This window comes from Faecalibacillus faecis (genome assembly GCF_003024675.1).
Classification (GTDB): Bacteria; Bacillota_I; Bacilli_A; order Erysipelotrichales; family Coprobacillaceae; genus Faecalibacillus; species Faecalibacillus faecis.
Genome location: NZ_PYLP01000014.1, coordinates 1 through 25,829 on the forward strand (window position 1 = coordinate 1; position 25,829 = coordinate 25,829).

Sequence of the window (25,829 nt, forward strand, 5' to 3'; positions counted from 1 at the left end):
ATGGAGCGGGTGATGGGAATCGAACCCACGTAGTCAGCTTGGAAGGCTGAAGTTCTACCATTGAACTACACCCGCATTGAATGGTGCCCAGGGCCGGAGTCGAACCGGCACGGATTTTAAGGTCCGCAGGATTTTAAGTCCTGTGCGTCTACCAATTTCGCCACCTGGGCTTATTCAGTTAAATGGTGACCCGCAGGCGACTCGAACGCCTGACCCTCTGATTAAAAGTCAGATGCTCTACCAACTGAGCTAGCGGGTCATACCTTTTATGGCTGGGGTAGCTGGATTCGAACCAGCGCAATGACAGAGTCAAAGTCTGTTGCCTTACCGCTTGGCTATACCCCATTCTTAGATGGTGGAGAGGAGTGGATTCGAACCACCGAACCAAAAGGAACTGAGTTACAGTCAGCCGCGTTTAGCCACTTCGCTACCTCTCCATCATGGTGCCGGCTAAAGGACTTGAACCCTCAACCTACTGATTACAAGTCAGTTGCTCTACCAATTGAGCTAAGCCGGCATTTCTTTTTGCACTTTATTTAAATGGTGGAGGCTAACGGGCTCGAACCGCTGACCCTCTGCTTGTAAGGCAGATGCTCTCCCAACTGAGCTAAGCCTCCTCGACCAGTGCTCACTTATAATAGCATCTATTTTTACCCTTTTTGTATCTTTTTGTCTTATTGAATCCCCCTCTATATTTGTTATAATAAAGGTGTAAAGAAAAAAGATGGAGGATAAGAAATGAAAGTACTTGTCGCAGGTGGTACTGGTTATATTGGTAGCCACATTTGTGTTGAATTATTACAAGCCAATCATGATGTTGTTGTTATTGATGACTTTTCTAATTCAAAACCTGAAGTTTTAAAATATATTAAAGAAATAACTGGTAAAGATGTTAAGTTCTATGAATTTAATATTTTAGATGAAAAGAAAACTGAAGAAGTTTTTAAAGAAAATGATTTAGATGCCGTTATTCATTGTGCTGCGTTTAAAGCGGTTGGTGAATCTGTAGAAAAACCAATTGAATATTATACAAACAACCTAACAACAACTCTAATCGTTGCCAAGATGATGAAGAAATATCATGTAAACAATATCGTTTTCTCATCAAGTGCAACCGTTTATGGAGATCCAGAAGTTGTCCCATTAACTGAAGATTGTAAATTAGGAGAAACAACAAATCCTTATGGTGCAAGTAAAGCCATGATGGAAAGAATCCTAACAGATGTTCAACATGCTTGCCCTGAAATGTCTGTTACTTTATTACGTTATTTCAATCCTATCGGAGCACATGAATCCGGATTATTAGGAGAAGATCCTAAAGGTATTCCAAATAACCTTATGCCTTATATCATGAAAGTTGCTGCTGGCGAACTTCCATGTCTAGGAGTTTTCGGTGATGATTATGATACACCTGATGGAACAGGTGTCAGAGATTATATCCATGTTGTTGATTTAGCTAAAGGACATGTATTAGCTATTGAAAAATACAACAAACCAGGTTTACATATCTGTAACTTAGGAACTGGTCGTGGATATAGCGTTTTAGAACTTGTTCATGCCTTTGAAAGAGTAAATGGCGTTAAAGTAAAATATGAAATCAAACCTCGTCGTGCTGGTGACATTGCAACATGCTATGCTGATCCAACAAGAGCGAAAGAAGAACTTGGTTGGGTAGCAACAAAAGGTATTGATGATATGTGCAGAGATACTTGGAACTTTGCGAAAACTAGAATGAAATAGCCCTTGGGCTATTTTTTTATTGTTTCCATAGGGGAAATTTGTTATTATAGTAAAGTATAAAAAGGAGGAACTTCTATGGGATTTTTAAAAAAGATTTGGAAGGAAATCAGTGTATTTGGACTTGTTTTTGTCATTTTTATTGCTTTATTTGCCTATAGACAAGCAACACATGTTGAACTTACAACTATTAGTAAAACAAAACTTGTAGAAAAAATAAAAGCTAAAGATAGCTTTGTCGTTGTTGCTGGAAGTGATAGTGATAATACAACTCTTAATTATAAAGATGTATGTTTAAAATATTTGAAAAAAAATCACAGTGATCATATTTATTATGTCAATCTTGCAAGTGAAAAAGATGCAACATCTTATATTCAAAAAACATTTAAAACAGATGATGGAACAGTACCTTCAACATTCGTTATAAAAAATGGTAAAGTAAAAACTCAAAAATCTGGAGCATTATCTTATTACCGAATTGCAGAATTATTTAAATAATAAAAAAACAAACTCGTTGAGTTTGTTTTTTTATAACAGTTCTTTTACTTGTCCATTTTGCACATAAACTCTTGGCACACGTTTAGAAATCAAGCATAACACTTCATAAGATATTGTATCTAAGTCCTTTGCCATACTTTCTAAAGAAATATGTTCTCCAAAGATTTCTACTTGATCGCCAATCTTCACATTTTTATCTACACGTACCATCATTTGATCCATGCACACTCGTCCTACAATTTCATAATATTTACCATTGATGTAAACTTTACGTCCTTGGTTTTTACGAATCAATCCATCTGCATAGCCAATTGGTAAAGTTGCAATATATTCATCTTCTTTAGCGGTATAAGTTAAGCCATAACCCACTTTATCACCGGCAGGTATTTTTTTAATCATTGCTACTTTTGTATAAAGTGACATAACTTGTTTGAATTTTGTTTCTTCTTCACCATTTGGTGAACATCCATACATTGTAATTCCTAATCTACCCATATTTGATTTTTCATCATGATGATACGTCATGGCCGCTGAGTTGCAACAATGAATGTATTTAAACTTACAGTTACCAATCATTTCATAAAAGAGATTTCTTTGTTTTTCAAACGCTTCGTCGTCTCCATCTGCTGTCGCAAAATGCGTAAAAATTCCTTCAACATCAAATTTATTTGGATCAATTAATTCTAGTAATGTTGATAATTCATCTTTAGACATTAAACCAATACGGTGCATACCTGTATCTAATTTAATATGCACTTTTAAAGTTTGTCCTTCATCAATTAAGTTTTCTAAAAGTTTTAAATAATCAACTGAAACCATTGTTAAAGAAATATCATATTTAATTGCTAAATCAATATCTTTTTTACTTGTTGGAATTGCTCCTAAAATCAAAATTCCTTTATCAATTCCCAGTTCCCTTAATTCAATAGCTTCTGGTAACGTTGCTACCGCAAACATTTCTACATAATCTATATCCTTTAAAAAACTAGCCACTTCTTTATAACCATGACCATAAGCATCTGCTTTAATAACAGCCATTAACGGTCTTTTAAATTCATTATGCGCTAATTCTACATTATATTTTAAATGATCTAAATCAACAATTGCATACGTGTCACGTTTTAAATTCATAAACGACACCTCCACACAATAGTATAATCCAACCCTTCCAATAATTCAATTTGAAATATTATTTTGTTGAAGAAGATTGAATACTTGTCATAACTGAAACCATTTCTTCTTTGGTAAGATCTCTTGAATATAAAGAACACAAAACACCTTGATGAATCATTGTTAATTTACCCGGTTGATAATAAGCAAAACCATCGACTAAATCAACAACTTCTTCTTTTTCAATTTGTATCATTTGATCCCCTGCTAAACTTTCTACCATAGTAAAGTTTTTATCCCCGATAAATTTTAAAATATGATTTTTATCTCCTTCAATTGTTGAAACTGTTTCACTTTCTAATTTAGAGCCTAATAAAGCAACTGGATATAAAACATCTAGTTGGCTTGAAACACGATCATTGTTTTTTGATTCTTTTAATGCTTGATTTTGATTAAAATGTTTTTGATCAAATTTTACATTTGTTTTAAATTCATTCACTTTTACAGAAATAACTTCACCCTCATCTTTATCTAAACATAAAACAATTAATGGTTTTAGTTTTTTATCAAAGATGATTTGTTGTTTTACAATACGTGGATCATTTGGATAAGAGACTTTTGCTTCTATTTGATAGCCTTTTTCAATCTTTTTAACTTTATTTTCATCAAGTAATTGTATTAAGTAAGAATAAATATAAGGTTTAGGACTATTTTCAGGCCAATTACTTTGAAACTTAAACATTTGATTTAAGGTTGGTGTTAAAACATAAACACCTTTTTTATTACGAATAATAATTTGTGCTTGATTTAAACTTTTATCATAAAGCTCTACTCGATAATATTTTTGTTTTTCCTTTTTTAAATATTCTACTTTTACTTCATAGCTTTTTAATTCATCATTTTGACTCATTTCCATATCACAAACCAATTGATAGTTATTTACTTTTTTTGCTTCTTCTAATGTTGATTTTAAAGAATTTCCTTTCATACGATAAAATAAAAAACCAGCAACTAGGATAACAATAATACTAATAATGAGATATATTTTTTTCAAATCAATCCCTCCTTTATTAAATTATTCTTTTTTATTTATTTTATGTATAAAATAAAATTTCTTGGATAGAATCTATTTAAGGAGGTTAAGAAAATGAACGTATTACAAAAAACAGCCCTTGTTTTTACAATTATTGGAGCTATTAATTGGGGGTTTATTGGCTTATTTAATTTTAATTTAGTCGATAGTTTATTTGGCCAAAATAGTTTTTTATCAATGCTCATTTATATCGTTGTAGGAATAGCAGGACTCATTAATATTATGCTTTTCTTTACAGACTTAAATATAAAAGAGTAGCTAAGCTACTCTATTTCAAACGATGACATATGTCCATCTTTGGTATCAATTTTAATTCGATTTTTTACCATCTTTAACATAGGAATATCATGTAAAGAATCCGAATAAGCATAAGATAAGTCATAATCTATTTCTAGATTATGATTTTTTATCACTTCTTGGATTCTTTTTACTTTTTCTTCATTCTTACAATTATTTCCAATCATTTGACTTGTATATTTATTTTCTTTGATCAAAGTCTTTGTTCCTAAAATTTCATCAACAGGTAATTTACAAAAACGAAGATATGCTTCTGCCGAAGCACTACATATATAGATTATATACCCTTCTGCTTTTTTCTTTTTTAATTCTTCAATTACATTTAAATAATAACAAGGTTCTAATTCTTCTTGATAAAACTTTTCGATTTCTTGATCATTCATATAATCTAAAGGATAAAGCCAAGCTGATTTTGCTTTATTTAAAGGCTCTATTTTAAGTAAATAAAGAGCATAATGATAAACAACCTTTAATAATCTAAAAACAGAAAGTGGATGCCTTTTTAAATAATATTTTAAAAGTTTTCCACCAGAATCCCCATGAATTAAAGTATCATCAAAATCAAAAAAGGCAAATTTTGTTAACACTTAAGCAATCTCCAAAGCAACTTCCATCATTGCTGTAAATGTTTTTTCTCTTTCTTCTGCTGTTGTTTCTTCACTTGTAACTAATGAATCAGAAACAGTTAATAAAGTTAACGCTTTTTTACCCGCATAAGCTGCATTTGCGAATAAAGCATAAGATTCCATTTCTGTAGCAAGGCATCCCATTTTAATCCATTTATCTGCTTTATTATCTGCATGATAGAACAAGTCAGAAGATAGGACATTTCCTACATGATAAGTTAAATTCTTTTCTTTTGCTTTTTCTACAGCTTTTTCTAATAAACTATAATCAGAAATAGCTGAATATGTTCCTGGTAATTCATATTGATGTGCATAATTTGAATCTGTACAAGCACCTTGTACAATAATGATATCTCTTAAATGAACATCTTCTTTAAATGATCCACAAGAACCAATACGAATAATATTTTCTACATCATAAAAATGAAACAATTCATAACTATAAATCCCAATACTAGGCATTCCCATACCTGAACCCATAATAGAAACTTCTTTTCCTTTATATGTTCCTGTATAGCCAAACATACTTCTTGTCGCATTAAATTGTTTAACATTTTCTAAATACGTTTCTGCTAAATATTTTGCACGTAAAGGATCTCCTGGCATTAAGACAGTTTTTGCGATATCTCCTTTATTTGCTTGATTATGTGGTGTTGACATAAACACTTCCTCCTTTATTTTCTTCTTAAAGTTTAACATATTCTTTTTCAATTGATAATAACTTTTAAGAATTTTGTACTTTTCCATCCTTTAAATAATAATACGTTTCAATTTCAGAAGCCTCATTCAATTCTTTTCCTTGTATAGCTCTAACAAGATGTTCAACATAATCATCTTCGTTTCCTGCTCCTAAAATAGCAAAATAGCCTTCTAAAAAGACCATTGGTCCATAACCATAATCATCCTCATTAAAATCAATAATTTGATCAATATGTTCTTGATAACTTACCTTCATTTCATCAAAAGTCTTTTCATCATCCATATCATAGGCTTTGATTTTCATATGTTTACCAAACTCTTTTTTAATTGCTGGTAGAACATTCTTTTTAAAATGTTGACAATTGGAACAATCTTTTAAATAAAAATAAGTTAAATAATATGTCCCCTTCCATTCATTCTTTTGACTTTGACATCCCACTAAAGGGATTAATAAGATTACAATTAATAAAAGTTTTTTTATTCTATTCATTGTTTCAGCTTACCCTTTCTTAAATAATAATATATTTCATTCTTTGATGCTTTATTCAATTCTTTTCCTTGTATAGCTCTAACAAGATGTTCAACATAATCATCTTCGTTTCCTGCTCCTAAAATAGCAAAATAGCCTTCTAAAAAGACCATTGGTCCATAACCATAATCATCCTCATTAAAATCAATAATTTGATCAATATGTTCTTGATAACTTACTTTCATTTCATCAAAAGTCTTTTCATCATCCATATCATAGGCTTTGATTTTCATATGTTTACCAAACTCTTTTTTAATTGCTGGTAGAACATTCTTTTTAAAATGTTGACAATTCAAACAATCCTCTACATAAAAATAGGTTAAATAATACGTATCTTCATACTTGTTACTGTGACATCCTACCGATAATAAAAGTAAAAATAGAATTAATATTTTTTTCATCTTCTTCTCCTGTTTCAATGATTATACCGCATTTATTTTTCAATGAAAAGAAATGTAATGAAGATAAATAATATTAATAATAATTAATATTGAACAAAAATAATAAATATAATATAATGTAAGTAGAAAGGATGATAGCTATGGCATTTGTATGGTCAACAAATGAAATTTCAAAGAAAACAGTGACTATTTATAGTACAAATCTTACTTTAAACACCGCTGCATGTAAAAATTTTGAAAATGTTCAATATGTTTTATTAGGTGTTGATAAAGAAAATAATTTATTAGGAATTAAACCTGTTGATAAAACAGCAATTGATGAAGGTCTTTATCCTAAAGATCAATTACATCGTATTTCAATAGGTAAAAGTTATGGGCGCGTTTCTAATAAAAACTTTATTGAAAACCTCGCAAGAGATTATCATTTAGATTTAAGTGATAAGCAAGGAATTAAGTATCCTGCAAACTTTGATGTTGTTCATCAGATTTTAACAGTTCATCTATAAGGGAGGTATAGATATGATGTTGTGGATATGGCTAGGTATTACAATTATTGCTGCCGCGATTGAATTAATCACGATCGACTTAGTAAGTATCTGGTTTACTATTGGGGGAATTGGCGCATTAATTGCGTATGCTCTTGGATTAAGTCAAACAATACAAATTGTTGTCTTTGTCATCTTGAGTATTATTTGTATTTTTGCAAGTCGACCTCTTGCGAAAAAGTATTTAAAAACACAAACAGTAAGTACCAACTATGATCGTGTCATTGGTCAACATGGTTTAGTGTTAAAAAGAATTGATGCTGACACAAGAGGCGAAGTCAAAGTGCTTTCTACGCAGTGGTCTGCTTCGAGTTTAGATAATTCCACTTTAGAAGTTGGTGATTATTGTGAAATACTTGCCGTAGAAGGTGCCCATCTTGTGGTTAAAAAAATTAATAAATAAAGGAGAAAGAAAATGAGTATTATTACTTTAGTTTTAATCATTATTGTTACACTTATTGTCGTAAGTGTTATTGCTTTTGCGATTCGTATTGTTCCTCAATCAAAAGCATATGTTGTTGAAAGAATTGGAGCATATAACCGTACATGCGGTGTTGGTCTTCATATTCTTGTTCCATTTTTAGATCGTGTTGCCAACAAAGTTTCTTTAAAAGAACAAGTTGTTGATTTCGCACCTCAACCTGTTATCACAAAAGATAACGTTACAATGCAAATTGATACTGTTGTTTATTATCAAATTACCGATCCACGTTTATTCACATATGGAGTTGATCGTCCAATTAACGCTATTGAAAACTTAACAGCAACTACTCTTCGTAATATTATTGGGGATCTTGAATTAGATGAAACTTTAACATCTCGTGATATTATTAATTCACGTATGAGAAGTATTCTTGATGAAGCAACAGACCCATGGGGAATCAAAGTTCACCGTGTAGAAGTTAAAAACATTATTCCACCTCGCGATATTCAAGAAGCAATGGAAAAACAAATGCGTGCTGAACGTGAAAGACGTGAAGCTATCTTACAAGCTGAAGGTAAAAAGACAGCAGCTATCTTAAATGCTGAAGGGGATAAACAATCAACAATCTTAAGAGCGGAAGCTGAAAAAGAAGCAGCCATCGCTAAAGCTGAAGGTCAAGCAGAAGCATTACGTTTAGTTTACGAAGCACAAGCAAAAGGTATTACTTATATCAACGATGCACATCCAGATCAAGCTTATGTCACTTTACAAGGTTTCAAAGCTTTAGAAAACTTATCTAAGGGTGATGCTACTAAGATCATTATTCCAAGTGAATTACAAGGAATTGCTGGTCTTGCTACAACTTTAAAAGAAGTTGTTACAGAAAAAAAAGATAACAAATAGAAAAACAGTCTTTGGACTGTTTTTTCATATTCTTTTTTTTGTCTCATATAGTGTATAGGGTGAAAAACTATGTGTGGTATTTTATGTTTATACAATAAACAAAGAAATGTTTTAGAGGATTGTGGAAAGTTCAATCAAATGCTTCATTTATTGGAACATCGTGGTCCTGATGATTCAAGAACTTATTTTGATAGTCATGTTTTATTAGGTCATTGTCGCTTATCAATTATTGATTTAAAGGGTGGTAAACAACCTTTTGAATATACGTATCAAGGTAAAATATATCGTATTATTTTTAATGGTGAAATCTATAATATGAACGAATTGAAAAAACATCTTATTGATTTAGGATTTCATTTTTCAAGTCAAAGTGATAGTGAAGTTTTGCTTGTTTGTTTTATTGCTTACCGTGAAAAATGTTTAAATATGTTAGATGGTATTTTTTCTTTTGTTATTTATTATGATGATCAAATCTTTGCTTGTCGTGATCATTTAGGGGTAAAACCTTTGTATTATTATTTAAAAGAAAATGATCTCATTATCGCTAGTGAAATTAAAGCGATTTTAATGTATTTAGGAAAGTGCGTGGTTGATAAAACAGGTATTAAAGAACTATTAGGATTAGGTCCTAGTTTATCTCCAGGAAAAACGCTCTATAAAGATATTTCAAGTTTAAGACCAGCTCATTATTTATTTTATGATGGAAATGACTGTATCATTGACCGTTACTGGGGCTTACAAAAAAAACCTCATCTTAAAAGCTATGAAGAAACAGTACAAGATGTACGTTATTTGGTAAATCAAAGTATTCAAAGACAACTTTTAAGTGATGTGCCCATTTCTTGTATGTTATCAGGCGGTTTAGATTCAAGTATTATTACGGCCTTAAGTAGCCAATATGTCAATAACATATCAACCTATAGTATTGACTACTTAGATCAAGAAAAATACTTTAAACCCTATGATTATCAATTGACCCGTGATAGTGATTATATTGATGAAATGGTCGAACGTTATCATAGTCATCATAATAATGTGGTACTTTCACAAAAGAACCTCATTATCTTTTTAAAACAAAGTATGATTGCTCGTGATGCACCGGGTATGGCAGATATTGATTCAAGTTTTCTTTTGTTTTGTAAAGAAATCAAAAGACATCATAAAGTTGTTTTATCGGGTGAATGTGCTGATGAAATCTTTGGTGGCTATCCATGGTTTTATAAAAAGGAGCTCTATAGTTTAGATACTTTCCCATGGATTAGAGATATTGATCAAAGACTTGATTTATTAAATGAAAATATAAAAAAATTGAACATCAAAGATTATGTTCAAAATCAATATTATCAAACTTTACAGGAAATCGATTATCTTGATCAAAGCTTCTATGATACCAATAAAAGAAAAATGATTTATCTTAACATTGAATGGTTTATGCAAACCCTTCTAACTCGTAGTGATAGTCAATCGATGTATAGCGCTGTTGAGCTACGTGTTCCCTTTGCATCCAAAGACCTTATCGAATATATGTATAATGTTCCTTGGTCTTATATGTATAAAGATCAACAAGAAAAAAGTGTCCTCCGTGATGCTTTCAAAGATTTCCTTCCTAAGGATATTTACAACCGTAAAAAAAATCCTTATCCTAAAACCCATTCTCCTTTTTTCCTTACCTATATTAAGCGCCTTTTATTAGAGACCCTCAATGATAAAAACAATATACTCTATCAACTCTTTGATATAAAAAAACTCAAACATTTCATTGAAAATAGTGAAACCATTGAAGTCCCTTGGTTTGGACAATTAATGATGGGACCACAACTTCTTGCTTACTTCTATCAAATCTATGTTTGGGGTAAAATTTATCATGTAGAATTAGAACTCTAAAGAAGTTCTAATTCTATTTCATTATTTTGTAGATGAATATCTTTTAGATATTCATTTTTTATTCTTATTTGTTTTCCTTGAACTTGAATTTCAGGAATATCCTTTGTCCAATCTTTTAATAATTTTTCATAATTCAGTTTTAAAAAACCATATCGTATTGTTCCTTTTGTATCAAGTACAAGATCATGATCAATATAAAGATCACCTTGTAAAGTAATACGTGTTTCAATTCCTTTATAATCTAAAACAAGTAACACATGAAGATATTCACCAATTTTAATTTGAACATCTTTAAGCCTTCCTTTTTCCATAAAAAAGCGTTTATAAATGATCCATACAAGCTTTTGTAATGCTATCGCATCTATTTTCATAATATCACCACTTTTATTCTATGTATAAAAAATCAAGAAGCCTAGGCTTCTTGAACATTTTTATGAATTAATTGTAAAATTTGATTTAATTCTTGATAATTGATTTGTCCAGGAGCACTTGCTTTTCCTACACAACCAAAAGTAATGGCACTACCAAATTGTTCTCCTACAAGACGTGTTGTAAGTCCTAATGGAGACATTGACATTGTCACAATTGGTTTATTGCTGTATTCGTGTTTAGCTTCTAATGTGAATGTCAAAAGGTTTAAAACATCATGGTAATCTTCTGGCATGACCGCAATTTTCATAATATCTGCTTCTAATGAATCCATGGATTTAAATTTTTGCATTAATGAATCTACTTCTGGGGTACGATTGAAATGATGGGCTGACATTAACATATATTTATTCGCATCATGAATAAGTGTATGAAGTTCAATTGCCATATTTGTTCCTAAAGCTAATTCAACATCATAAATATCGAATGCCTTTGATTCAATCCCTAATTCATAAACATGGAAATAATCCTTTGGATCGATTTCAATCTCTCCACCTTCTGCTGCTGTACGAATTGTTAGAATGATTGGCTTTTTAATTTGTAAAGCAGCAATATTTAAAAATAAATTCTTTAATGCATCAAATTGTAAAATATTTTTATAAAAATCAATTCTTAATTCAATGATATCAACATCTAATTGATCAAACTCTTTTAATTTATCTAAGATTGCTTCATCATTATCTTCAACAATAGGAACACATACTTTAGGTAATCCTTCCCCTATTGTGATATCTTTGACATTAATACTCATAATTACACCTTCTTTGATTATTTAAAATTCAACAGCATAATAATATCATATTTTTTTATCATAATGTTAATTTTTTTATAATTTGCAAAAAAAAGCATTAAAATTAATTAATGCTTTTGATTCTTTATAACTTTTTGTCTTGAGAATTCTTCACGTTCTTTTTCTTCAAGCGATTCACTAATAAATTTAATTGTTTCTTCAAAACGTGGAATTGAAATATTCTTCAAGGCATTGGCACGTTTTTGTGTTTTTCTAATTGTATTAGCTAATCGATAAACTGAGTTTTCTACTTCCGCTAAGACAACTGTTAATTCTTTAACACGATAGAAACATTCATAAGCATAATCCACTTTTGAATTAGAACGGTCCATGTTATAACTACACACCATAGGTTGTTTATGATATGTAATTTTAGGAATTTCCACACCCATAACACTTCGATAAGCAATACTAATTCCATAATCAATAGGAGTTGCAGTAACGATGTCACTAATTAATCCTAAAGAGATATTTGCTTCTTGTAAGGCATCATAAGCATTTTGATAAGCTTCCGTAATTTCATCTCTGACCATTTTAACGTCATCTAATAAAGACATCATTTCTTTAATAAGAACGTTTCTTTTTTTATCTAATAGATCATATCCAAGAACAGCTAATTGTAATTGTTTCTTTGTAGAAATTAAATTTCCTTTTGTTGGAACAACTTTTAAAGCCATAATTAATCACCTGCTTCTTGTAATTCTTTGATGATTGATTTTTCTTTAATATGGAAACGTTTTACAGCACGATCATGATCATAATGTTCATCTAATAATTTGTTATCTAGACGATCAAGTGCTTCTCTTGGTAAAACAGAAACTAAATCCCATCCTAAATCTAATGTTTCTTCAATTGATCTATTGACATCGAAACCTTGATTTAAGAAATGTTGTTCAAATAGTTTACCAAATGATAAATATTGTTTATCTAATGGAGATAATTCATCTTCACCGATAACTGATGTTAATGATTTAACATCTTGGACGTGAGCGTAACATGCAAATAATTGGTTGGCAATGTCTTGATGATCGCCACGTGTATACCCTTCACCGATACCATCTTTCATTAAACGTGAAAGTGATGGTAAAACATCAACTGGTGGATAAATACCTGCTGAGTTTAATTCAGGTGACAAAGTAATTTGTCCTTCAGTGATATATCCAGTTAAGTCAGGAACTGGGTGAGTAATATCATTGTTAGGCATTGTTAAAATAGGGATTTGTGTTACAGAACCTTCTGCCCCTTTAATAATACCAGCTCTTTCATATAAAGAAGCTAAGTCAGAATATAAGTAACCTGGATAACCTTTACGTCCAGGAATTTCTCCTTTACTTGAAGAGAATTCACGTAACGCTTCACAATATGAAGTGATATCTGTATAGATAACTAATACGTGCATATTTTGTTTATAAGCTAAATATTCAGCTGCAGTTAAAGCACAGCGTGGTGTTAATGTACGTTCGATGATTGGATCGTTTGATAAGTTTAAGAACATAACAACTCTTTCCATAACACCCGCTTCTTTAAAGCTACGTGTAAAGTAGTTTGCAACGTCATTTGTAACACCCATTGCGGCAAAGACAATCGCGAAACCTTTTCCTGATTCGTCAGCAACTTTGGCTTGTTTAACGATTTGTACAGCTAAACGGTCATGTGGTAAACCTGAACCAGAGAAGATTGGTAATTTTTGTCCACGAATTAATGTAGCAAGACAGTCAATTGATGAAATACCTGTATTGATATAGTTACGTGGATAAACACGGCTTACTGGATTTAATGGTAAACCATTGATATCCATCATTTCTTCAGCATAGATTTCACCTAACCCATCAATTGGGCGACCAGCACCATTGAATACACGTCCTAAAATTTCTTTAGAAACAGGTAATTCCATTGGTCTACCTAATAATTTAGTTTTTGTATTTTCTAGTGATAAGTCATTTGTTCCTTCAAATACTTGAACAACGATTTTTTCACCTTCAATTTGGACAACACGTCCAGAACGTGTTGTACCATTTTTTAATTGAATTTCAACCATTTCGTCGTAAGAGGCACCTTTTACGTGATCTAAAACGACTAATGATCCATTGATTTCATTTAATCCTACATATTGTAGTGCCATTTTCTTTTCCTCCTACGCTACAGATTTTAATGCATTATCAATATCTTGATAATAAGTATCTAATTTTTCAATATGATCATTTGGAATATCATATTTCATTTTAATTAATTGTTCAAAAATACCAGTTTCACTAATTGCACGAACAACTTTACCTTGAGCAACAGCTTCTTGACATTTTTTATTTAAATATAAGATAACATCCATCATCTTTAATTGTTTAGCAAGTGGTACGTATGTATCATCCTTATGGAAGGCATTTTGTTGTAAATAACCAACACGAACCACTTTCGCAATTTCCATAACTAATTTTTGATCTTCTGGTAATACATCAGGTCCCATTAAGTTAACAATTTCATTTAATCTTGATTCTTCAGCAAGAATGAATGAAAGTTGTTGACGATCACTGACGAAATCAGAACCAACATTTTGGTCATACCATTTTTCAAGATCATAAACATAATCACTATAAGATTGTGTCCAGTTAATTGCGAAATAATGACGAGCATAAGCTAAGGCTTTATCTAAAGCCCAGAAACATCTTACGAAACGTTTTGTATTTTGTGTAACTGGTTCTGAGAAGTCTGCCCCTTGTGGTGATACGGCACCGATGATTGAAACAGAACCTTCTTGTCCATTTAAAGTTTTCATGTATCCAGCACGTTCATAGAATTGTGATAAACGTGATGGTAAGTAAGCTGGGAATCCTTCTTCAGCTGGCATTTCTTCTAGACGACCAGAGATTTCACGTAACGCTTCTGCCCAACGTGAAGTCGAATCGGCCATGATTGCACAGTGATATCCCATATCACGATAATATTCAGCTAAAGTAATTCCTGTATAAATACTTGCTTCACGAGCGGCAACTGGCATGTTTGAAGTATTAGCAATTAAGACAGTTCTATCAGTTAATGGTTTACCACTCTTAGGGTCAATTAACTCACTAAATTCTTCAAGAACTTGAGTCATTTCGTTTCCACGTTCTCCACAACCAACATAAATGATAATATCGGCATCACACCATTTAGCAATTTGGTGTTGTGTCATTGTTTTACCAGTACCGAAACCACCTGGAATAGCAGCAGTTCCACCTTTAGCGATTGGGAATAATGTATCGATAACACGTTGTCCTGTTACTAAAGGAATAGAAATTGGTAAACGTTCTAAAGTAGGACGTGCTTGTTTGATTGGCCATTTTTGACATAATGTACATTCGTGAATTTGACCATGTTCATCTTCAATTTTCATAACGACATCATTGATTTTATATTGACCATTTTCTTTTACTTCTACAACTTTACCACTTAAAAGTGGTGAAAGCATACATCTGTGTTCAATTAAATCTGTTTCAGGACATGTTGCATAGATATCTCCACCTTTTAAAACATCTCCTACTTTTACTTTCATTGTAACGTCCCATAATTTTTCAACATCAAGTGAATCAACATCGCTTCCGGCTTCAATAAAAGCACCAGATTGTTCAGCAATCGCTTGTAAAGGACGTTCAATCCCATCAAAGATATTTCTTAAAATACCAGGACCTAATGTAACACAAATTGGTGATCCTGTTGAAATAACAGGTTCTCCTGGTTTTAAACCAGTTGTTGTTTCATATACTTGGATAGTTGTTAAATCTTTAGAAATAGAAATAACTTCCCCCATTAATTTTGCATGACCAACATAAACCATTTCTAACATTGAAAAGTCTTTGGCATTTTTTACTTTAACAACGGGACCATTAATAGAATAAATTACATTTTCACTCATCTTTAATCCCCCTATTTAATCATTAATCCAGAAGTCTTATAGAACCAATCTTTTTGAGCTTCTAAATTTGAGTCTAATGATTCATCTACAACAACATTTGTTGCTTTATTTTCAATAATGAATCCACCTAATTGAATTTGTTGACCTTCTTCAACTTCAATTGGTAAAGCATATGCTTTCTTTAAATCATCTGCATATTTTAAATCATCTTTTCTTACATATAAAACACAATCTGTCATTTGATATTCATCACTAACAGCTTTTACATGTGTTAGTAAATAATCTTTATAATCTTTACCATTTACAAATTCAACAAGTTTATTTTTTACTTCTGTAAAAATTGTTTGAACATATTCTTCTCTTTTTTCAACTAATTTTTTTAATCTTTCTTCGAGTTGAGCTGAAGCTTCAATACTTGCTTTAGAAGAAATTTCTGCTAATTCTTTATCTAATTGATGTTTGGCATCAATTTCGGCTTCACCTCTTAATTGGTTATAAGCTTCTTGTTCAATTGCTTTGGCTTCATCTAAAATTTCTTTTTCTTCAGCTGATGAAATTTTTTCAATTTCATCTTTGATATAAAGAAAGACTTGATCTTTTTTTTGCATAGCACTTTCTCCTATAACTTAACTCCAATTGCTTCTGAAACATATCTATCAATCGTTTCACCAATTTTAGAATTTCCATGTCTATCAGGAATTTCTACAAGCAATGGTTTTTGTTGTTTTAATTTTATTTCAGAAATAACATCAGGAGCTAATTCAATTAATTTCGTTGTAATTAAAATCACACCTATGGATCTATCTTTCATTTTTGTTTCCAAAACTTCAAGAAAATCACGTCTTTTATGAACAACTTCTCCTTCAATACCAACAAGTCTTAAACCCATTTCAGTATCGACATTGTCACTTATTAAATAAAATTTCATAAAAAATCACTCTCTAAATTAGATTTTGTTGATAATTAAGATAGAGATTAATAAACCATAGATTGCAACCCCTTCACCTAAGGCAACGAAGATTAATGATTTACCAAAGTTCTTTTCATTTTCAGAGAAAGCTCCGATAGCTGCTGGAGCTGCTGCAGCAACGGCAATACCTGCACCTAAAGCAGAGAATCCAGTTGATAAAGATGCTGCTAAGAATCCTAAACCTTGAGCAATTGTTCCAGTGATTGTAGCAACTTCACCTGCTGCAAATACACTTGAATTTGACATAGCAACTAATAAACATAAAACAACGGCACCAGCGAAACCACTGATATGAACACCTAATCTTCTTTTAGCGCTTTGAGCTGATACTTTTCCTGTAAATACTTTAATTAATGGTAATGTTAATAAAACTACTGCAAATAATGGTAATAAAATTTCTAATACTGTCATAATAAATTTCCTCCTTGAATTTAATCTTCCTTAATAGTTTTAAATGGAATTCCATTTCCTTCATAATAACGTGAAAACATTTCGTAGAATTCAAGACGTAATACTTGAATACCAACGATCAATCCTTCAAGACACATTACGAAAACGTTTCCTAAAATCAAGACAATGATTTCACCAAATCCCCCTACCATTTCGGCAAGAGTATAAACAACAAGCATCATACCAGCATGTGATAAAACGAATCCCCCAACACGCAAGAATGACATTGTGTTTGTAATAAATGATAAGACTACTTCAAATAATTCGAAGAATCCTTCAACAAAGAATGCTCCAAAACCATTTGGGAACATTTCACCATGTTCTTCTAATTTTCTAATTAATGGTTCTTTTAAGAACATTAAGATTAGTGGTAAAACAATTAAAATTAAAATATAGAAAATATTTACAAAATGCATACCTGTAAGCATTCCAAGAGCTGCACCAATAACAGCAACATAGAATGTAACCCCACATAAACCATTTTGACTTAAAATCGCTTCACCAATATTTTTCTTTTTAAAGTTCAAAACAATATTGAATGTCATTGAAATAAGAATTAAGACAATACCAAGTCCAATGGCAGCCATTAATAATGTCATTGTATTTTCTGGTGACATTGCATTAAAGAATGAGAAACCTTTGAAATATTCAGATAAGATTTCTTCATTTCCAAAGAATGAACCAAAGAATACACCGAAGATTGCACTGGAAATACCTAAACGAACTCCCACGCCACCTAATTTTAAATTAAATTTTTTTTCAGCAACAAGGCCTACTAAAGAAAGAATAATACCTTGTCCTAAGTCACCAAACATAATACCAAATAATAAAGTATATGAAATAGCAACTAATAATGTTGGATCTACATCATTGTAACGAGGTACACCATACATTTCGACGAACATTCTAAATGGTCTTGCAAACCATGAATTTTTAAGTCTTGTTGGTGGTTCTAGACGTACATCTGATGTAGCAGGTAAAACTTCAAGTTTAACACCATCGATACTTTCAAAAGTGTTTTTGAAGTTATCTAAATCTCTCTTAGGGACAAATCCATGAACATTTAATTTATCACCTAATTTAACAATATATTTTTGCATTGCATAAACTGAATTTAATTTTTTAGCAATACTATAAATACGTGTTAATTCTTCCATATTTTCTGAAATTGTTTTATCAATTCTATTTTGTAAATCTTGGCTGTATTGTTTAGCTGAATCAGATTCATTTTGAATTTCTTTTTCAGCTAATTCACATGAACCATGAACGAATTCAGGAATATGAATTTTTTCAAAATAAAGTGATGTAAAAACATTATCCACTTCAGGAGCATCTGTAGGTGTCGTCATATACATACACCATACATATTTATCATCTCTTTGAAATGCTTTATAAACAAATGGTAATGTTTCATAATACTCTAACTTTCCTTCATTATTGAGAGGAAGTTTACCGAATCTTATTTTTAAATATTGTGTTCCAAATAATTGATCAAAGTCAATATTAGAACCTTCAACATGATTCAAAGTAATGATGGCTTCATCATTTTCTTCAATCATCTTTGTCAATTCTTTTTTAACAGCATCAATACGGTCAATATCTAAAAATAAATCATCTAAAAATTCTTTAGCTCTAAATACATTAAGTTGCGAATCTGTTTCAACTTCATGAACTTCAAAATGATATTTTGTTTTCATTTCTTCAATTCTTGATAACAATTCTTCATAAAGATTGTCATTGTTGTAAGCTGAAAGACCAGCAACACTATCCGTAAACTTGCTTGCTAGCTCGGGATGAAAATCATCTCTTTGATAAAGCTCAAGTAACACATCATTACAATTGTCTTTATCAAAATCAAGGCTAACCAAGTTTAATTTCGCTATTGCCATGACAGTCCCCCTTTACTCTTTATTGATCTTTTTGTCACTTTTTTCACTAAGCTACAAACTAATAATAGCGCAATGTTTATAACAAAGAATAATCCAATTTGCATTGCATAGTTTGTACCTACAACAAAGATTGAATTATAAAGTGACATACTATAGAAGACTGTTCCACTTAATAGTCCTCCTATTGTAACAGCAGCTCCTACACGTTGTAGTAACTTACTGATGTTACCCTTAACAATAAATGATAATAGAATAGCTAAAACACCTACTCCTAAATCACCAAGTAAAACAAGTGCTGAAAGCATCATAACCACACCAGCAATCACTGTTGGATCAAATTTTTCACCAGGTTTAAATGTGAATAAGCATTCAAATGGTTGGAAAAATGCGTTGTTTTCAACATAAACAGGACCTTCAACTCCTTGATCTTGATACGTATCAATAGGAAGTTCATGAATAGTAATTCCAGGAACATTTACAATAGCTTCTAATTCATCTTTATTAAATGAACTAAAGGCATAAACTGCAGCTTTAGTTTTTAAATCAACTACATATTTACCTTTCTTGTATAACTCTTTCAAACGATATGTTTTCCAAAAGTCACCAAGTAATTGTTCTTCATTTTCTTCTTTCACTTTTTCAATACGTTGATCAAGTTCTCGAAGATACGCTTCCATTGTTTTATTTTCTGCTTTTAATTCAGCAATCGCTTCTTCCATTTTACCATGGGCAAATTTTGGAAGTTTTACTTCTTCAAAGTTCATTGAAGAGAAAATGTTATCAATTTCACCAATACTATGTTCAACGCCACCATAAACAATCCAAGCGAATCGATCTGTATGTGATAATTCTTGATAAACAAATGGATAACTATCAAAATATTTGATTTTTTCAATTTGTGATAATGGTAATTTACCAAATCTTAAAGCAACATATTTTAATTCATGAATATCATCGATAGAAATACGATCACGATTTAAACATGAAATCAATTCAATTGCTTCCTGATTTTCATAATAATCTTTTTTAATTCCTCTTTTAATTTCATTAATATCATCTAACTTTTGATGAATTTCTGAAATATAATCTAAAATTTCACGAACATTTAAAAATGCACTTTGAACGGGTCTATCTACTCTTTCAATATGTAAGACATCCATTACATTATAAAGTTCGTCTAATACCTCGTTATATGGATTTCTATCTTCCATAGAAGTTGCATGGTCTAAATTAGAAATCACTTTCTTCGCTTTAACTGGATAAATAGAATCTTGATGATTTTCAAGTTTCATCAAAACTTCCATATAATCATCTCTAGAGAAAACAATGTTATATAAATGTGTATTCTTAATCATTTTTTCCCCTCCTATGCATAGATCAATGTATTTTCAATTTTTGAAACAGGTTGATTATAACGAATACCTTCAACAATATGTTTCAAATTATCTATTTCAATTCTTTGTAAAATACTATAAGTCATATAAACAAGTGGTGCACTGTTTGAAAAACGCATGTATCTTTTTGCGATATTATATTGAATACTATCTGCATAATATTCGATATAGGCAAATTCTTTATCATCCATATAGAAGTTATATTTAGAAGTTGATAATAAAGATAATACTTCTTTAGGACCGCTTGCACTAATTAAACGATTCATCATATCTTTTGGCAATCTTGAATATTGTAAAAAGAGTGAACTTCTAATTGAATCTTCTGATTCATGGAAATATTGTTTATAACGATAGATTTTTGAAATATTCTTTAATTCAATAGAAGTATAGAGAATATTTAATAAATCTTTTTGAACACTTCCTTTGAAGTGTTTTTTAATTGTTTCAACAATGTTTTCATAATAAAGTGATTGTAAGCACATATGAACTTCTTTAACATCAAATGGGACAGAGAAATCAATTTCTTTAAGAACTTTATAATATCTTGTTTTTGAAAGATATTGTAAAAGATCTTTGAATGATTCAATGTTTACTAATCCATCAATATTAAAACTTGTCTTTTTCGCTAAATAAGTAGGAATTGATAAATTAAAACTATATTGTTCCTTTGCTTGTAAAGAAACAAGTTTATCCATAATTAAATTAATTTCTACTCCAATAATTTCAAATAGATAAAAATCTTCATCAGATTTGGGTGAATATTTCATCAACTTCGCACAACGATGATAATATTCTTGATTTAAACAATCTTCTATTTGACCACGATGAACATGTCTAATATTAATATCTTTTAAAGCATCTGCATAACTTGTTTGAGATTTTAAATAAGAAACAACTTCTCCAATTGTTTGTTTTCTTGTTAAATCAAGATAAACATTCTTATTTAAACGCCCACCATACATTGCTTTAGCTTTTGCACATAAGGCATTTGAAGATAAAGACATCTTTACACCTTCTATTTAGTACATCTTGTAAAGATTTCATCTACCCATTTATCTTTATTTTGAGTAAATAAATCTTCCATATTTTTCATTGATTTATGAAATTCATTTTCTTGTAATTGTGCTTCTTCTTTATTCTTATTCAATAGATCTTGTTTATGCTTTTCAACTTGATCTTGTTGACTATCAATATACTCACTATAAATTGTAGATTTTTGCGACATCATACTTGATTGAGCTTCTGCTTTTTTCTTTTTCGCAAGTTCTACTTTTTCTACGCATTGGCGATCGAATTCTATTAACTTTTGAATAATATCATCCATCTTATTTTCCCCCTTCTTCTTGTCGAGGATTATTGTACTCTCATTCTTTTAAAATTCAACAGATATAGCTTTCAAAAGCACTCTTTATGATAAATTTATGACGAATTTATAAGAATTTATCAAAAATCCTCTTTAAAGAATATATGTAAAAACAAAAGCACCTCCCCTATTTTTGTGTTGTTCATGTCACTTCTTAGAGATGTGGCGCTTGCAATACATAGCTTATTCTTTATTTCGCACGTTATTCTACTCCCACTTTTCAATATTTGTCAATAGACAAATTTTCACATTTGCATAAATCCGCCAAAACCTTAGCGTCATGCCACTTTTAGCAAGATTCATTCCTAATTTTTTATTCATCTCTAAGCCTTTTCATTCTTGAAGGTAAATGTTAAAATGAAAGAACTTAGGAGGTCATTATGATAAATCAAAGAATTACAAAATTAAGACAACTTATGAAAGAAAGAGGAATCGATCTTTATATCATTCCAACCAGTGATTTTCATCAAAGTGAATACGTAGGAAGTTACTTTGAAGCTCGTCATTATATGTCTGGATTTAGCGGTTCAGCTGGAACTCTTATCGTAAGACAAGATGAAGCTTATTTATGGACAGACGGTCGTTATTTTATTCAAGCAGAAAAAGAACTTGCCGGTAGTTGTATTCAATTAATGAAAATGCGTACACCGGGTGTTCCTACTATTAAAGAATATATTGAAAAATATCCAGAAGCAACCATTGGTTTTGACGGGCGTGTGATGCCTTATAATCAATGTCTTTTCACAAATACCATTCAAGCCAATGAAGATCTTGTAGATCTTATTTGGCAAGAGCGTCCTGAACTTTCCCATGAAGAAGTTTATTTATATGATACAAAATATTGTGGTGTTTCTAGAAAAGAAAAATTAGAAATCATTAGAGAAGAAATGAAAGATGCGAAATATCATTTAGTGACAACTTTAGATGATATTGCTTGGATCTTTAATATTCGCGGTAATGATGTTTTATGCAACCCTGTTGCTTTAGCTTATGCTTTAATTGAAAAAGAAAAAGCAAACCTTTACTTAAGAAAAGAAGCTGTAAGTCAAGAACTCATTGATGAATTATTAAAAGACCAAATTGAAGTTAAAGATTATTTTGATATTTATGAAGATATTAAAAATATCAATGGTAAAGTTCTTTTAGATACAAAATCAGTAAACTATACATTAGTTAATTCTATTAATACAGATGATGTCATCAATCAAACAAATCCAAGTCAATTACTTAAATCAATTAAAAACGAAACAGAAATCAAAGCGACAAAAGATGCTCATTTACATGATGGTATTGCCGTTACTAAATTTATGTATTGGTTAAAAACAAATATAGGAAAGATAGAAATGGATGAACTATCTATTTCTAATAAACTTTTAGAATATCGCAAACAACAACCAAATTTCAAAGACATTTCCTTTACAACAATCTGTGCTTATCGTGAAAATGCTGCTTTAATGCATTATCATCCAACAGAAAAACAATATTCTAAAGTGAATGCTTCTCATTTATTATTAATTGATAGTGGTGGACAATATCTTACAGGAACAACAGATATCACAAGAACCTTTGTTTTAGGTGAAATGACGCAAGAAGAAAGAAAAGACTTCACAATTGCTTTAAAAGCAATATTCAGATTACAAAATGCTCATTTTATCCAAGATGTTACAACAGGGGCAAACCTAGACATCCTTGCTCGTGGTGTGATTTATGACTATGATTTAGATTATCGTTGTGGCACAGGGCATGGTGTTGGTCATTTCTTAAATGTTCATGAAGGACCTAATGGACTTCGTCCAAAGAGTCTTTATGGTCATGAATCATGCATCGTTCCAGGTATGATTACAACCGATGAACCAGGTGTTTACAAAGAAGGCAGTCATGGTATTCGTCATGAAAATGAACTTTTATGTGTTAAACATACAGAAAATGAATATGGTACTTTCTTAAAATTTGAACCAATCACTTATGTTCCATTTGATATTGAAGGTTTAGATTTAAATTATTTATCAAATCATGAAATTCAAACAATTAATGATTACCAACAATATACTTATGATCGTCTTAAAGATTATTTAACACAAGAAGAAAAAGATTGGTACTTAAATAATTTATTCATTAAATAACAAGAGAAATCTTGTTATTTTTTATTCTTTATATAGTTTAAAACTATATCAAACATAAACTAATATGTATTTTACAATAATTTCATTCCTTTTTATACTTTAGACAAAGTTTCAAGGAGGAATAAAAATGAGCGCACCTTATAAATATGATATTGTAGGAAGTTTTTTAAGAGATAAAGAAATTAAACAAGCAAGAGAAGGTTTTTCCTTAGGAAAAATCAATCAAAGTCAATTAGAAGAAATTGAAAATAAATCAATTGAAAATCTTGTTAATGAAGAAAAAGCTGTTGGTTTAAAAGCTGTTACTGATGGTGAATTTCGAAGAGCTTTTTGGCATTTAGATTTTCTATGGGATTTAAAAGGCGTAGAAAAAGTAGCCGTCGAACATTTTTCAATTGCCTTTAAAGGACATCAACCAAAAAGTCAAACTTTAGAAATTGTAGATAAAATCGATTTCCCCGAAGATCATCCTTTTTTAAAACATTTTAAATTCATGCAAAGAGTATCTGGAGAAACAGAAGTTAAACAATGTATCCCTTCTCCTTCAATGCTTCATTTAATTTGTTGTATTAGAGAAGAAAACTATCAACCTATTGAAAGATATCAAGATAACGATGTTTTATTAAAAGATATCGCCTATGCTTATCAAAAAGCAATCAAAGCTTTTTATAATGCTGGATGCCGTTATCTTCAATTAGATGATACTTCATGGGGAGAGTTTTGTTCAAAAGAAAAAAGAGAAGCTTACAAAGCAAGAGGAATTGATGTAGATGAACTTGCTAAAAAATATGTTGATATGATTAATCTTGCTTTAGAAGCAAAGCCAAATGATATGGTTATTACAATGCACATTTGCCGTGGTAACTTTAGATCAACATGGTTTACTTCAGGAGGATATGAACCTGTTGCTAAAACATTATTTGGTAACTGTAAAGTAGATGGATTCTTCTTAGAATACGATAGTGAACGTGCTGGTGGTTTTGAACCACTTCGTTATATCCAAGATCAAAAAGTTATCTTAGGTCTTGTAACTTCTAAAGAGGCAAAACTTGAAAATAAAGAAGAAATTATTAAACGTATTCATGAAGCTGAAAAATACGTGCCATTAAATCAACTTGCTTTATCTCCTCAATGTGGTTTTGCTTCTACTGAAGAAGGAAACTTACTTACCAAAGAGGAACAATGGAATAAGATCAAACTTGTTAAAGAAATTGCAGAAGAAGTATGGCAATAAAAAAAGAACTTTCGTTCTTTTTTATTTGCATATTTTTTCTAAACTATCTGCTGTTATAGAAAAAGTTGTTGTGACTTTTTCTATAATTGTCTTTTCATCAATATTGAGTTCTTTTAAAAGAGCCACTATCTTTTTAAGATCCTCTTTACGCGCTTTATCCATAGCATCATTCATCAAGTTTTCAAATATTTCAAACAAATTAATATCATCACTTGATTGATTTTCAATACTTTCTAATAAAATAGATTTCATATCACGTGAACGACTTCTTTTATCACGATAAAGAATATATGCTTTCGCCACTCGTACATACCCTTCTTCAATAAGAATTTCTTCTACCGTATCTTGTACAAGTTCTACCGTAGGAAAAGTACTTTCATTATCTTCTAAACGTTTTTCGACATCATGAGCAATGGCATATACCTTTTTTAAATCTACTTTATCATAACATGCCCCAAAAGCTTTATAGAGCGCTCCTGCAATTTTATCTACTTCAAATTCAACAAGTCTTCCATCTCTTTTTCTTACATTTTTAATCATAGTATCACTCCTACT

General features: G+C 30.7%; 28 protein-coding genes and 7 tRNA genes. 9 read left to right on the forward strand and 26 right to left on the reverse strand.

The window, feature by feature from the left end; genetic code table 11:
* Position 1: 1 nt before the first annotated feature.
* The 7 genes from C7U55_RS09740 to C7U55_RS09770 form a co-directional block, all read right to left on the reverse strand.
* Positions 2 to 75: transfer RNA gene (locus tag C7U55_RS09740), tRNA-Gly, on the reverse strand.
* A 6-nt stretch (positions 76 to 81) separates the two neighbouring features.
* Positions 82 to 170, reverse strand: a tRNA-Leu gene (locus C7U55_RS09745).
* Positions 171 to 183: 13 nt separating this feature from the next.
* Positions 184 to 259, reverse strand: a tRNA-Lys gene (locus C7U55_RS09750).
* Positions 260 to 269: 10 nt separating this feature from the next.
* A tRNA-Gln gene (locus tag C7U55_RS09755) sits at positions 270 to 345 on the reverse strand.
* 8 nt (positions 346 to 353) lie between these two features.
* A tRNA-Tyr gene (locus C7U55_RS09760) sits at positions 354 to 437 on the reverse strand.
* A 4-nt stretch (positions 438 to 441) separates the two neighbouring features.
* Positions 442 to 517: transfer RNA gene (locus C7U55_RS09765), tRNA-Thr, on the reverse strand.
* Positions 518 to 541: 24 nt separating this feature from the next.
* Positions 542 to 617: transfer RNA gene (locus C7U55_RS09770), tRNA-Val, on the reverse strand.
* Positions 618 to 738: 121 nt separating this feature from the next.
* On the opposite strand from C7U55_RS09770, the gene galE reads away from it, so the two are divergent.
* Together galE and C7U55_RS09780 are read left to right on the forward strand one after the other, a co-directional pair.
* The gene (gene galE, locus C7U55_RS09775; protein ID WP_106988411.1) at positions 739 to 1,740 is read left to right on the forward strand and encodes a UDP-glucose 4-epimerase GalE; all 1,002 of its coding nucleotides are present in this window, start codon (positions 739 to 741) and stop codon (positions 1,738 to 1,740) included.
* A gap of 75 nt (positions 1,741 to 1,815) precedes the next feature.
* Positions 1,816 to 2,235, forward strand: a complete 420-nt coding sequence (locus C7U55_RS09780) for a hypothetical protein (protein ID WP_106988412.1) — start codon at positions 1,816 to 1,818, stop codon at positions 2,233 to 2,235.
* A 30-nt stretch (positions 2,236 to 2,265) separates the two neighbouring features.
* Here the strand turns inward: C7U55_RS09780 and alr are convergent, their stop codons facing one another.
* Entirely contained in the window at positions 2,266 to 3,366 is a 1,101-nt protein-coding gene (gene alr, locus C7U55_RS09785) for an alanine racemase (protein WP_106988413.1), read from the reverse strand.
* Between the two features lie 58 nt (positions 3,367 to 3,424).
* Positions 3,425 to 4,399 carry a LolA family protein gene (locus C7U55_RS09790; RefSeq protein ID WP_106988414.1) on the reverse strand — a complete coding sequence of 325 codons (975 nt, stop codon included), beginning with the start codon at positions 4,397 to 4,399 and terminating at the stop codon, positions 3,425 to 3,427.
* Positions 4,400 to 4,492: 93 nt separating this feature from the next.
* Between C7U55_RS09790 and C7U55_RS09795 the strand changes: the two genes are divergently transcribed.
* Positions 4,493 to 4,696 (forward strand): DUF378 domain-containing protein, encoded by a 204-nt coding sequence (locus tag C7U55_RS09795; protein WP_106988415.1) that lies wholly within the window; start codon positions 4,493 to 4,495, stop codon positions 4,694 to 4,696.
* 5 nt (positions 4,697 to 4,701) lie between these two features.
* Here C7U55_RS09795 and C7U55_RS09800 read toward each other — a convergent pair whose 3' ends face one another.
* The 4 genes from C7U55_RS09800 to C7U55_RS09815 all read right to left on the reverse strand — a co-directional run bounded on the left by C7U55_RS09800 (position 4,702) and on the right by C7U55_RS09815 (position 6,990).
* Complete coding sequence (locus C7U55_RS09800) at positions 4,702 to 5,322, reverse strand: HAD family hydrolase (protein ID WP_106988416.1); 621 nt, start codon at positions 5,320 to 5,322, stop codon at positions 4,702 to 4,704.
* On the reverse strand, positions 5,323 to 6,021 hold the full coding sequence (gene deoD, locus C7U55_RS09805) for a purine-nucleoside phosphorylase (RefSeq protein WP_106988417.1): 699 nt from the start codon (positions 6,019 to 6,021) through the stop codon (positions 5,323 to 5,325).
* Between the two features lie 64 nt (positions 6,022 to 6,085).
* Entirely contained in the window at positions 6,086 to 6,550 is a 465-nt protein-coding gene (locus tag C7U55_RS09810) for a hypothetical protein (protein WP_106988418.1), read from the reverse strand.
* Complete coding sequence (locus C7U55_RS09815) at positions 6,547 to 6,990, reverse strand: hypothetical protein (protein WP_106988419.1); 444 nt, start codon at positions 6,988 to 6,990, stop codon at positions 6,547 to 6,549. The genes C7U55_RS09810 and C7U55_RS09815 overlap by 4 nt, the downstream gene beginning before the upstream one ends.
* 140 nt (positions 6,991 to 7,130) lie before the next feature.
* On the opposite strand from C7U55_RS09815, the gene C7U55_RS09820 reads away from it, so the two are divergent.
* The 4 genes from C7U55_RS09820 to asnB all read left to right on the forward strand — a co-directional run bounded on the left by C7U55_RS09820 (position 7,131) and on the right by asnB (position 10,746).
* The gene (locus tag C7U55_RS09820; protein ID WP_048925011.1) at positions 7,131 to 7,496 is read left to right on the forward strand and encodes a hypothetical protein; all 366 of its coding nucleotides are present in this window, start codon (positions 7,131 to 7,133) and stop codon (positions 7,494 to 7,496) included.
* A gap of 13 nt (positions 7,497 to 7,509) precedes the next feature.
* Positions 7,510 to 7,938 carry an NfeD family protein gene (locus C7U55_RS09825; RefSeq protein ID WP_227213507.1) on the forward strand — a complete coding sequence of 143 codons (429 nt, stop codon included), beginning with the start codon at positions 7,510 to 7,512 and terminating at the stop codon, positions 7,936 to 7,938.
* Between the two features lie 12 nt (positions 7,939 to 7,950).
* Positions 7,951 to 8,862, forward strand: coding sequence for an SPFH domain-containing protein (locus C7U55_RS09830; protein WP_106988420.1), 912 nt, complete (start codon positions 7,951 to 7,953; stop codon positions 8,860 to 8,862).
* A gap of 69 nt (positions 8,863 to 8,931) precedes the next feature.
* Entirely contained in the window at positions 8,932 to 10,746 is a 1,815-nt protein-coding gene (asnB, locus tag C7U55_RS09835) for an asparagine synthase (glutamine-hydrolyzing) (RefSeq protein WP_106988421.1), read from the forward strand.
* Here asnB and C7U55_RS09840 read toward each other — a convergent pair.
* The 12 genes from C7U55_RS09840 to C7U55_RS09895 all read right to left on the reverse strand — a co-directional run bounded on the left by C7U55_RS09840 (position 10,743) and on the right by C7U55_RS09895 (position 21,878).
* A complete protein-coding gene (locus tag C7U55_RS09840; protein WP_106988422.1) occupies positions 10,743 to 11,117 on the reverse strand; it encodes a hypothetical protein in 375 nt (124 codons plus the stop codon). The two genes, asnB and C7U55_RS09840, sit on opposite strands and share 4 nt — an antisense overlap.
* A gap of 41 nt (positions 11,118 to 11,158) precedes the next feature.
* Positions 11,159 to 11,926: a type I 3-dehydroquinate dehydratase gene (gene aroD / locus C7U55_RS09845; protein ID WP_106988423.1), complete on the reverse strand. Its 768-nt coding sequence runs from the start codon at positions 11,924 to 11,926 to the stop codon at positions 11,159 to 11,161.
* A 107-nt stretch (positions 11,927 to 12,033) separates the two neighbouring features.
* Entirely contained in the window at positions 12,034 to 12,642 is a 609-nt protein-coding gene (locus C7U55_RS09850) for a V-type ATP synthase subunit D (RefSeq protein WP_048924885.1), read from the reverse strand.
* Between the two features lie 2 nt (positions 12,643 to 12,644).
* Positions 12,645 to 14,087 carry a V-type ATP synthase subunit B gene (locus C7U55_RS09855; protein WP_048924886.1) on the reverse strand — a complete coding sequence of 481 codons (1,443 nt, stop codon included), beginning with the start codon at positions 14,085 to 14,087 and terminating at the stop codon, positions 12,645 to 12,647.
* A gap of 12 nt (positions 14,088 to 14,099) precedes the next feature.
* Positions 14,100 to 15,851: a V-type ATP synthase subunit A gene (locus C7U55_RS09860; RefSeq protein ID WP_022002294.1), complete on the reverse strand. Its 1,752-nt coding sequence runs from the start codon at positions 15,849 to 15,851 to the stop codon at positions 14,100 to 14,102.
* A gap of 11 nt (positions 15,852 to 15,862) precedes the next feature.
* Positions 15,863 to 16,459, reverse strand: coding sequence for a V-type ATP synthase subunit E (locus C7U55_RS09865; RefSeq protein ID WP_106988424.1), 597 nt, complete (start codon positions 16,457 to 16,459; stop codon positions 15,863 to 15,865).
* A gap of 11 nt (positions 16,460 to 16,470) precedes the next feature.
* The gene (locus C7U55_RS09870; RefSeq protein ID WP_022002296.1) at positions 16,471 to 16,779 is read right to left on the reverse strand and encodes a V-type ATP synthase subunit F; all 309 of its coding nucleotides are present in this window, start codon (positions 16,777 to 16,779) and stop codon (positions 16,471 to 16,473) included.
* An 18-nt stretch (positions 16,780 to 16,797) separates the two neighbouring features.
* On the reverse strand, positions 16,798 to 17,232 hold the full coding sequence (locus C7U55_RS09875) for an ATP synthase subunit C (RefSeq protein WP_048924889.1): 435 nt from the start codon (positions 17,230 to 17,232) through the stop codon (positions 16,798 to 16,800).
* Positions 17,233 to 17,252: 20 nt separating this feature from the next.
* Positions 17,253 to 19,160 (reverse strand): V-type ATP synthase subunit I, encoded by a 1,908-nt coding sequence (locus C7U55_RS09880; RefSeq protein WP_106988425.1) that lies wholly within the window; start codon positions 19,158 to 19,160, stop codon positions 17,253 to 17,255.
* Positions 19,151 to 20,515 (reverse strand): V-type ATP synthase subunit I domain-containing protein, encoded by a 1,365-nt coding sequence (locus C7U55_RS09885; RefSeq protein ID WP_106988426.1) that lies wholly within the window; start codon positions 20,513 to 20,515, stop codon positions 19,151 to 19,153. The genes C7U55_RS09880 and C7U55_RS09885 overlap by 10 nt, the downstream gene beginning before the upstream one ends.
* Before the next feature lie 11 nt (positions 20,516 to 20,526).
* Positions 20,527 to 21,558, reverse strand: coding sequence for a V0D/AC39 family V-type ATPase subunit (locus C7U55_RS09890; RefSeq protein WP_048924892.1), 1,032 nt, complete (start codon positions 21,556 to 21,558; stop codon positions 20,527 to 20,529).
* 11 nt (positions 21,559 to 21,569) lie between these two features.
* Positions 21,570 to 21,878 carry a hypothetical protein gene (locus C7U55_RS09895; RefSeq protein WP_022002301.1) on the reverse strand — a complete coding sequence of 103 codons (309 nt, stop codon included), beginning with the start codon at positions 21,876 to 21,878 and terminating at the stop codon, positions 21,570 to 21,572.
* Between the two features lie 419 nt (positions 21,879 to 22,297).
* On the opposite strand from C7U55_RS09895, the gene C7U55_RS09900 reads away from it, so the two are divergent.
* Positions 22,298 to 24,040 (forward strand): aminopeptidase P family protein, encoded by a 1,743-nt coding sequence (locus tag C7U55_RS09900; RefSeq protein ID WP_106988427.1) that lies wholly within the window; start codon positions 22,298 to 22,300, stop codon positions 24,038 to 24,040.
* Positions 24,041 to 24,167: 127 nt separating this feature from the next.
* Complete coding sequence (locus C7U55_RS09905; RefSeq protein WP_106988428.1) at positions 24,168 to 25,274, forward strand: 5-methyltetrahydropteroyltriglutamate--homocysteine S-methyltransferase; 1,107 nt, start codon at positions 24,168 to 24,170, stop codon at positions 25,272 to 25,274.
* A gap of 21 nt (positions 25,275 to 25,295) precedes the next feature.
* Here the strand turns inward: C7U55_RS09905 and C7U55_RS09910 are convergent, their stop codons facing one another.
* Positions 25,296 to 25,814, reverse strand: a complete 519-nt coding sequence (locus C7U55_RS09910) for an ATP cone domain-containing protein (RefSeq protein WP_106988429.1) — start codon at positions 25,812 to 25,814, stop codon at positions 25,296 to 25,298.
* Positions 25,815 to 25,829: the final 15 nt, after the last annotated feature.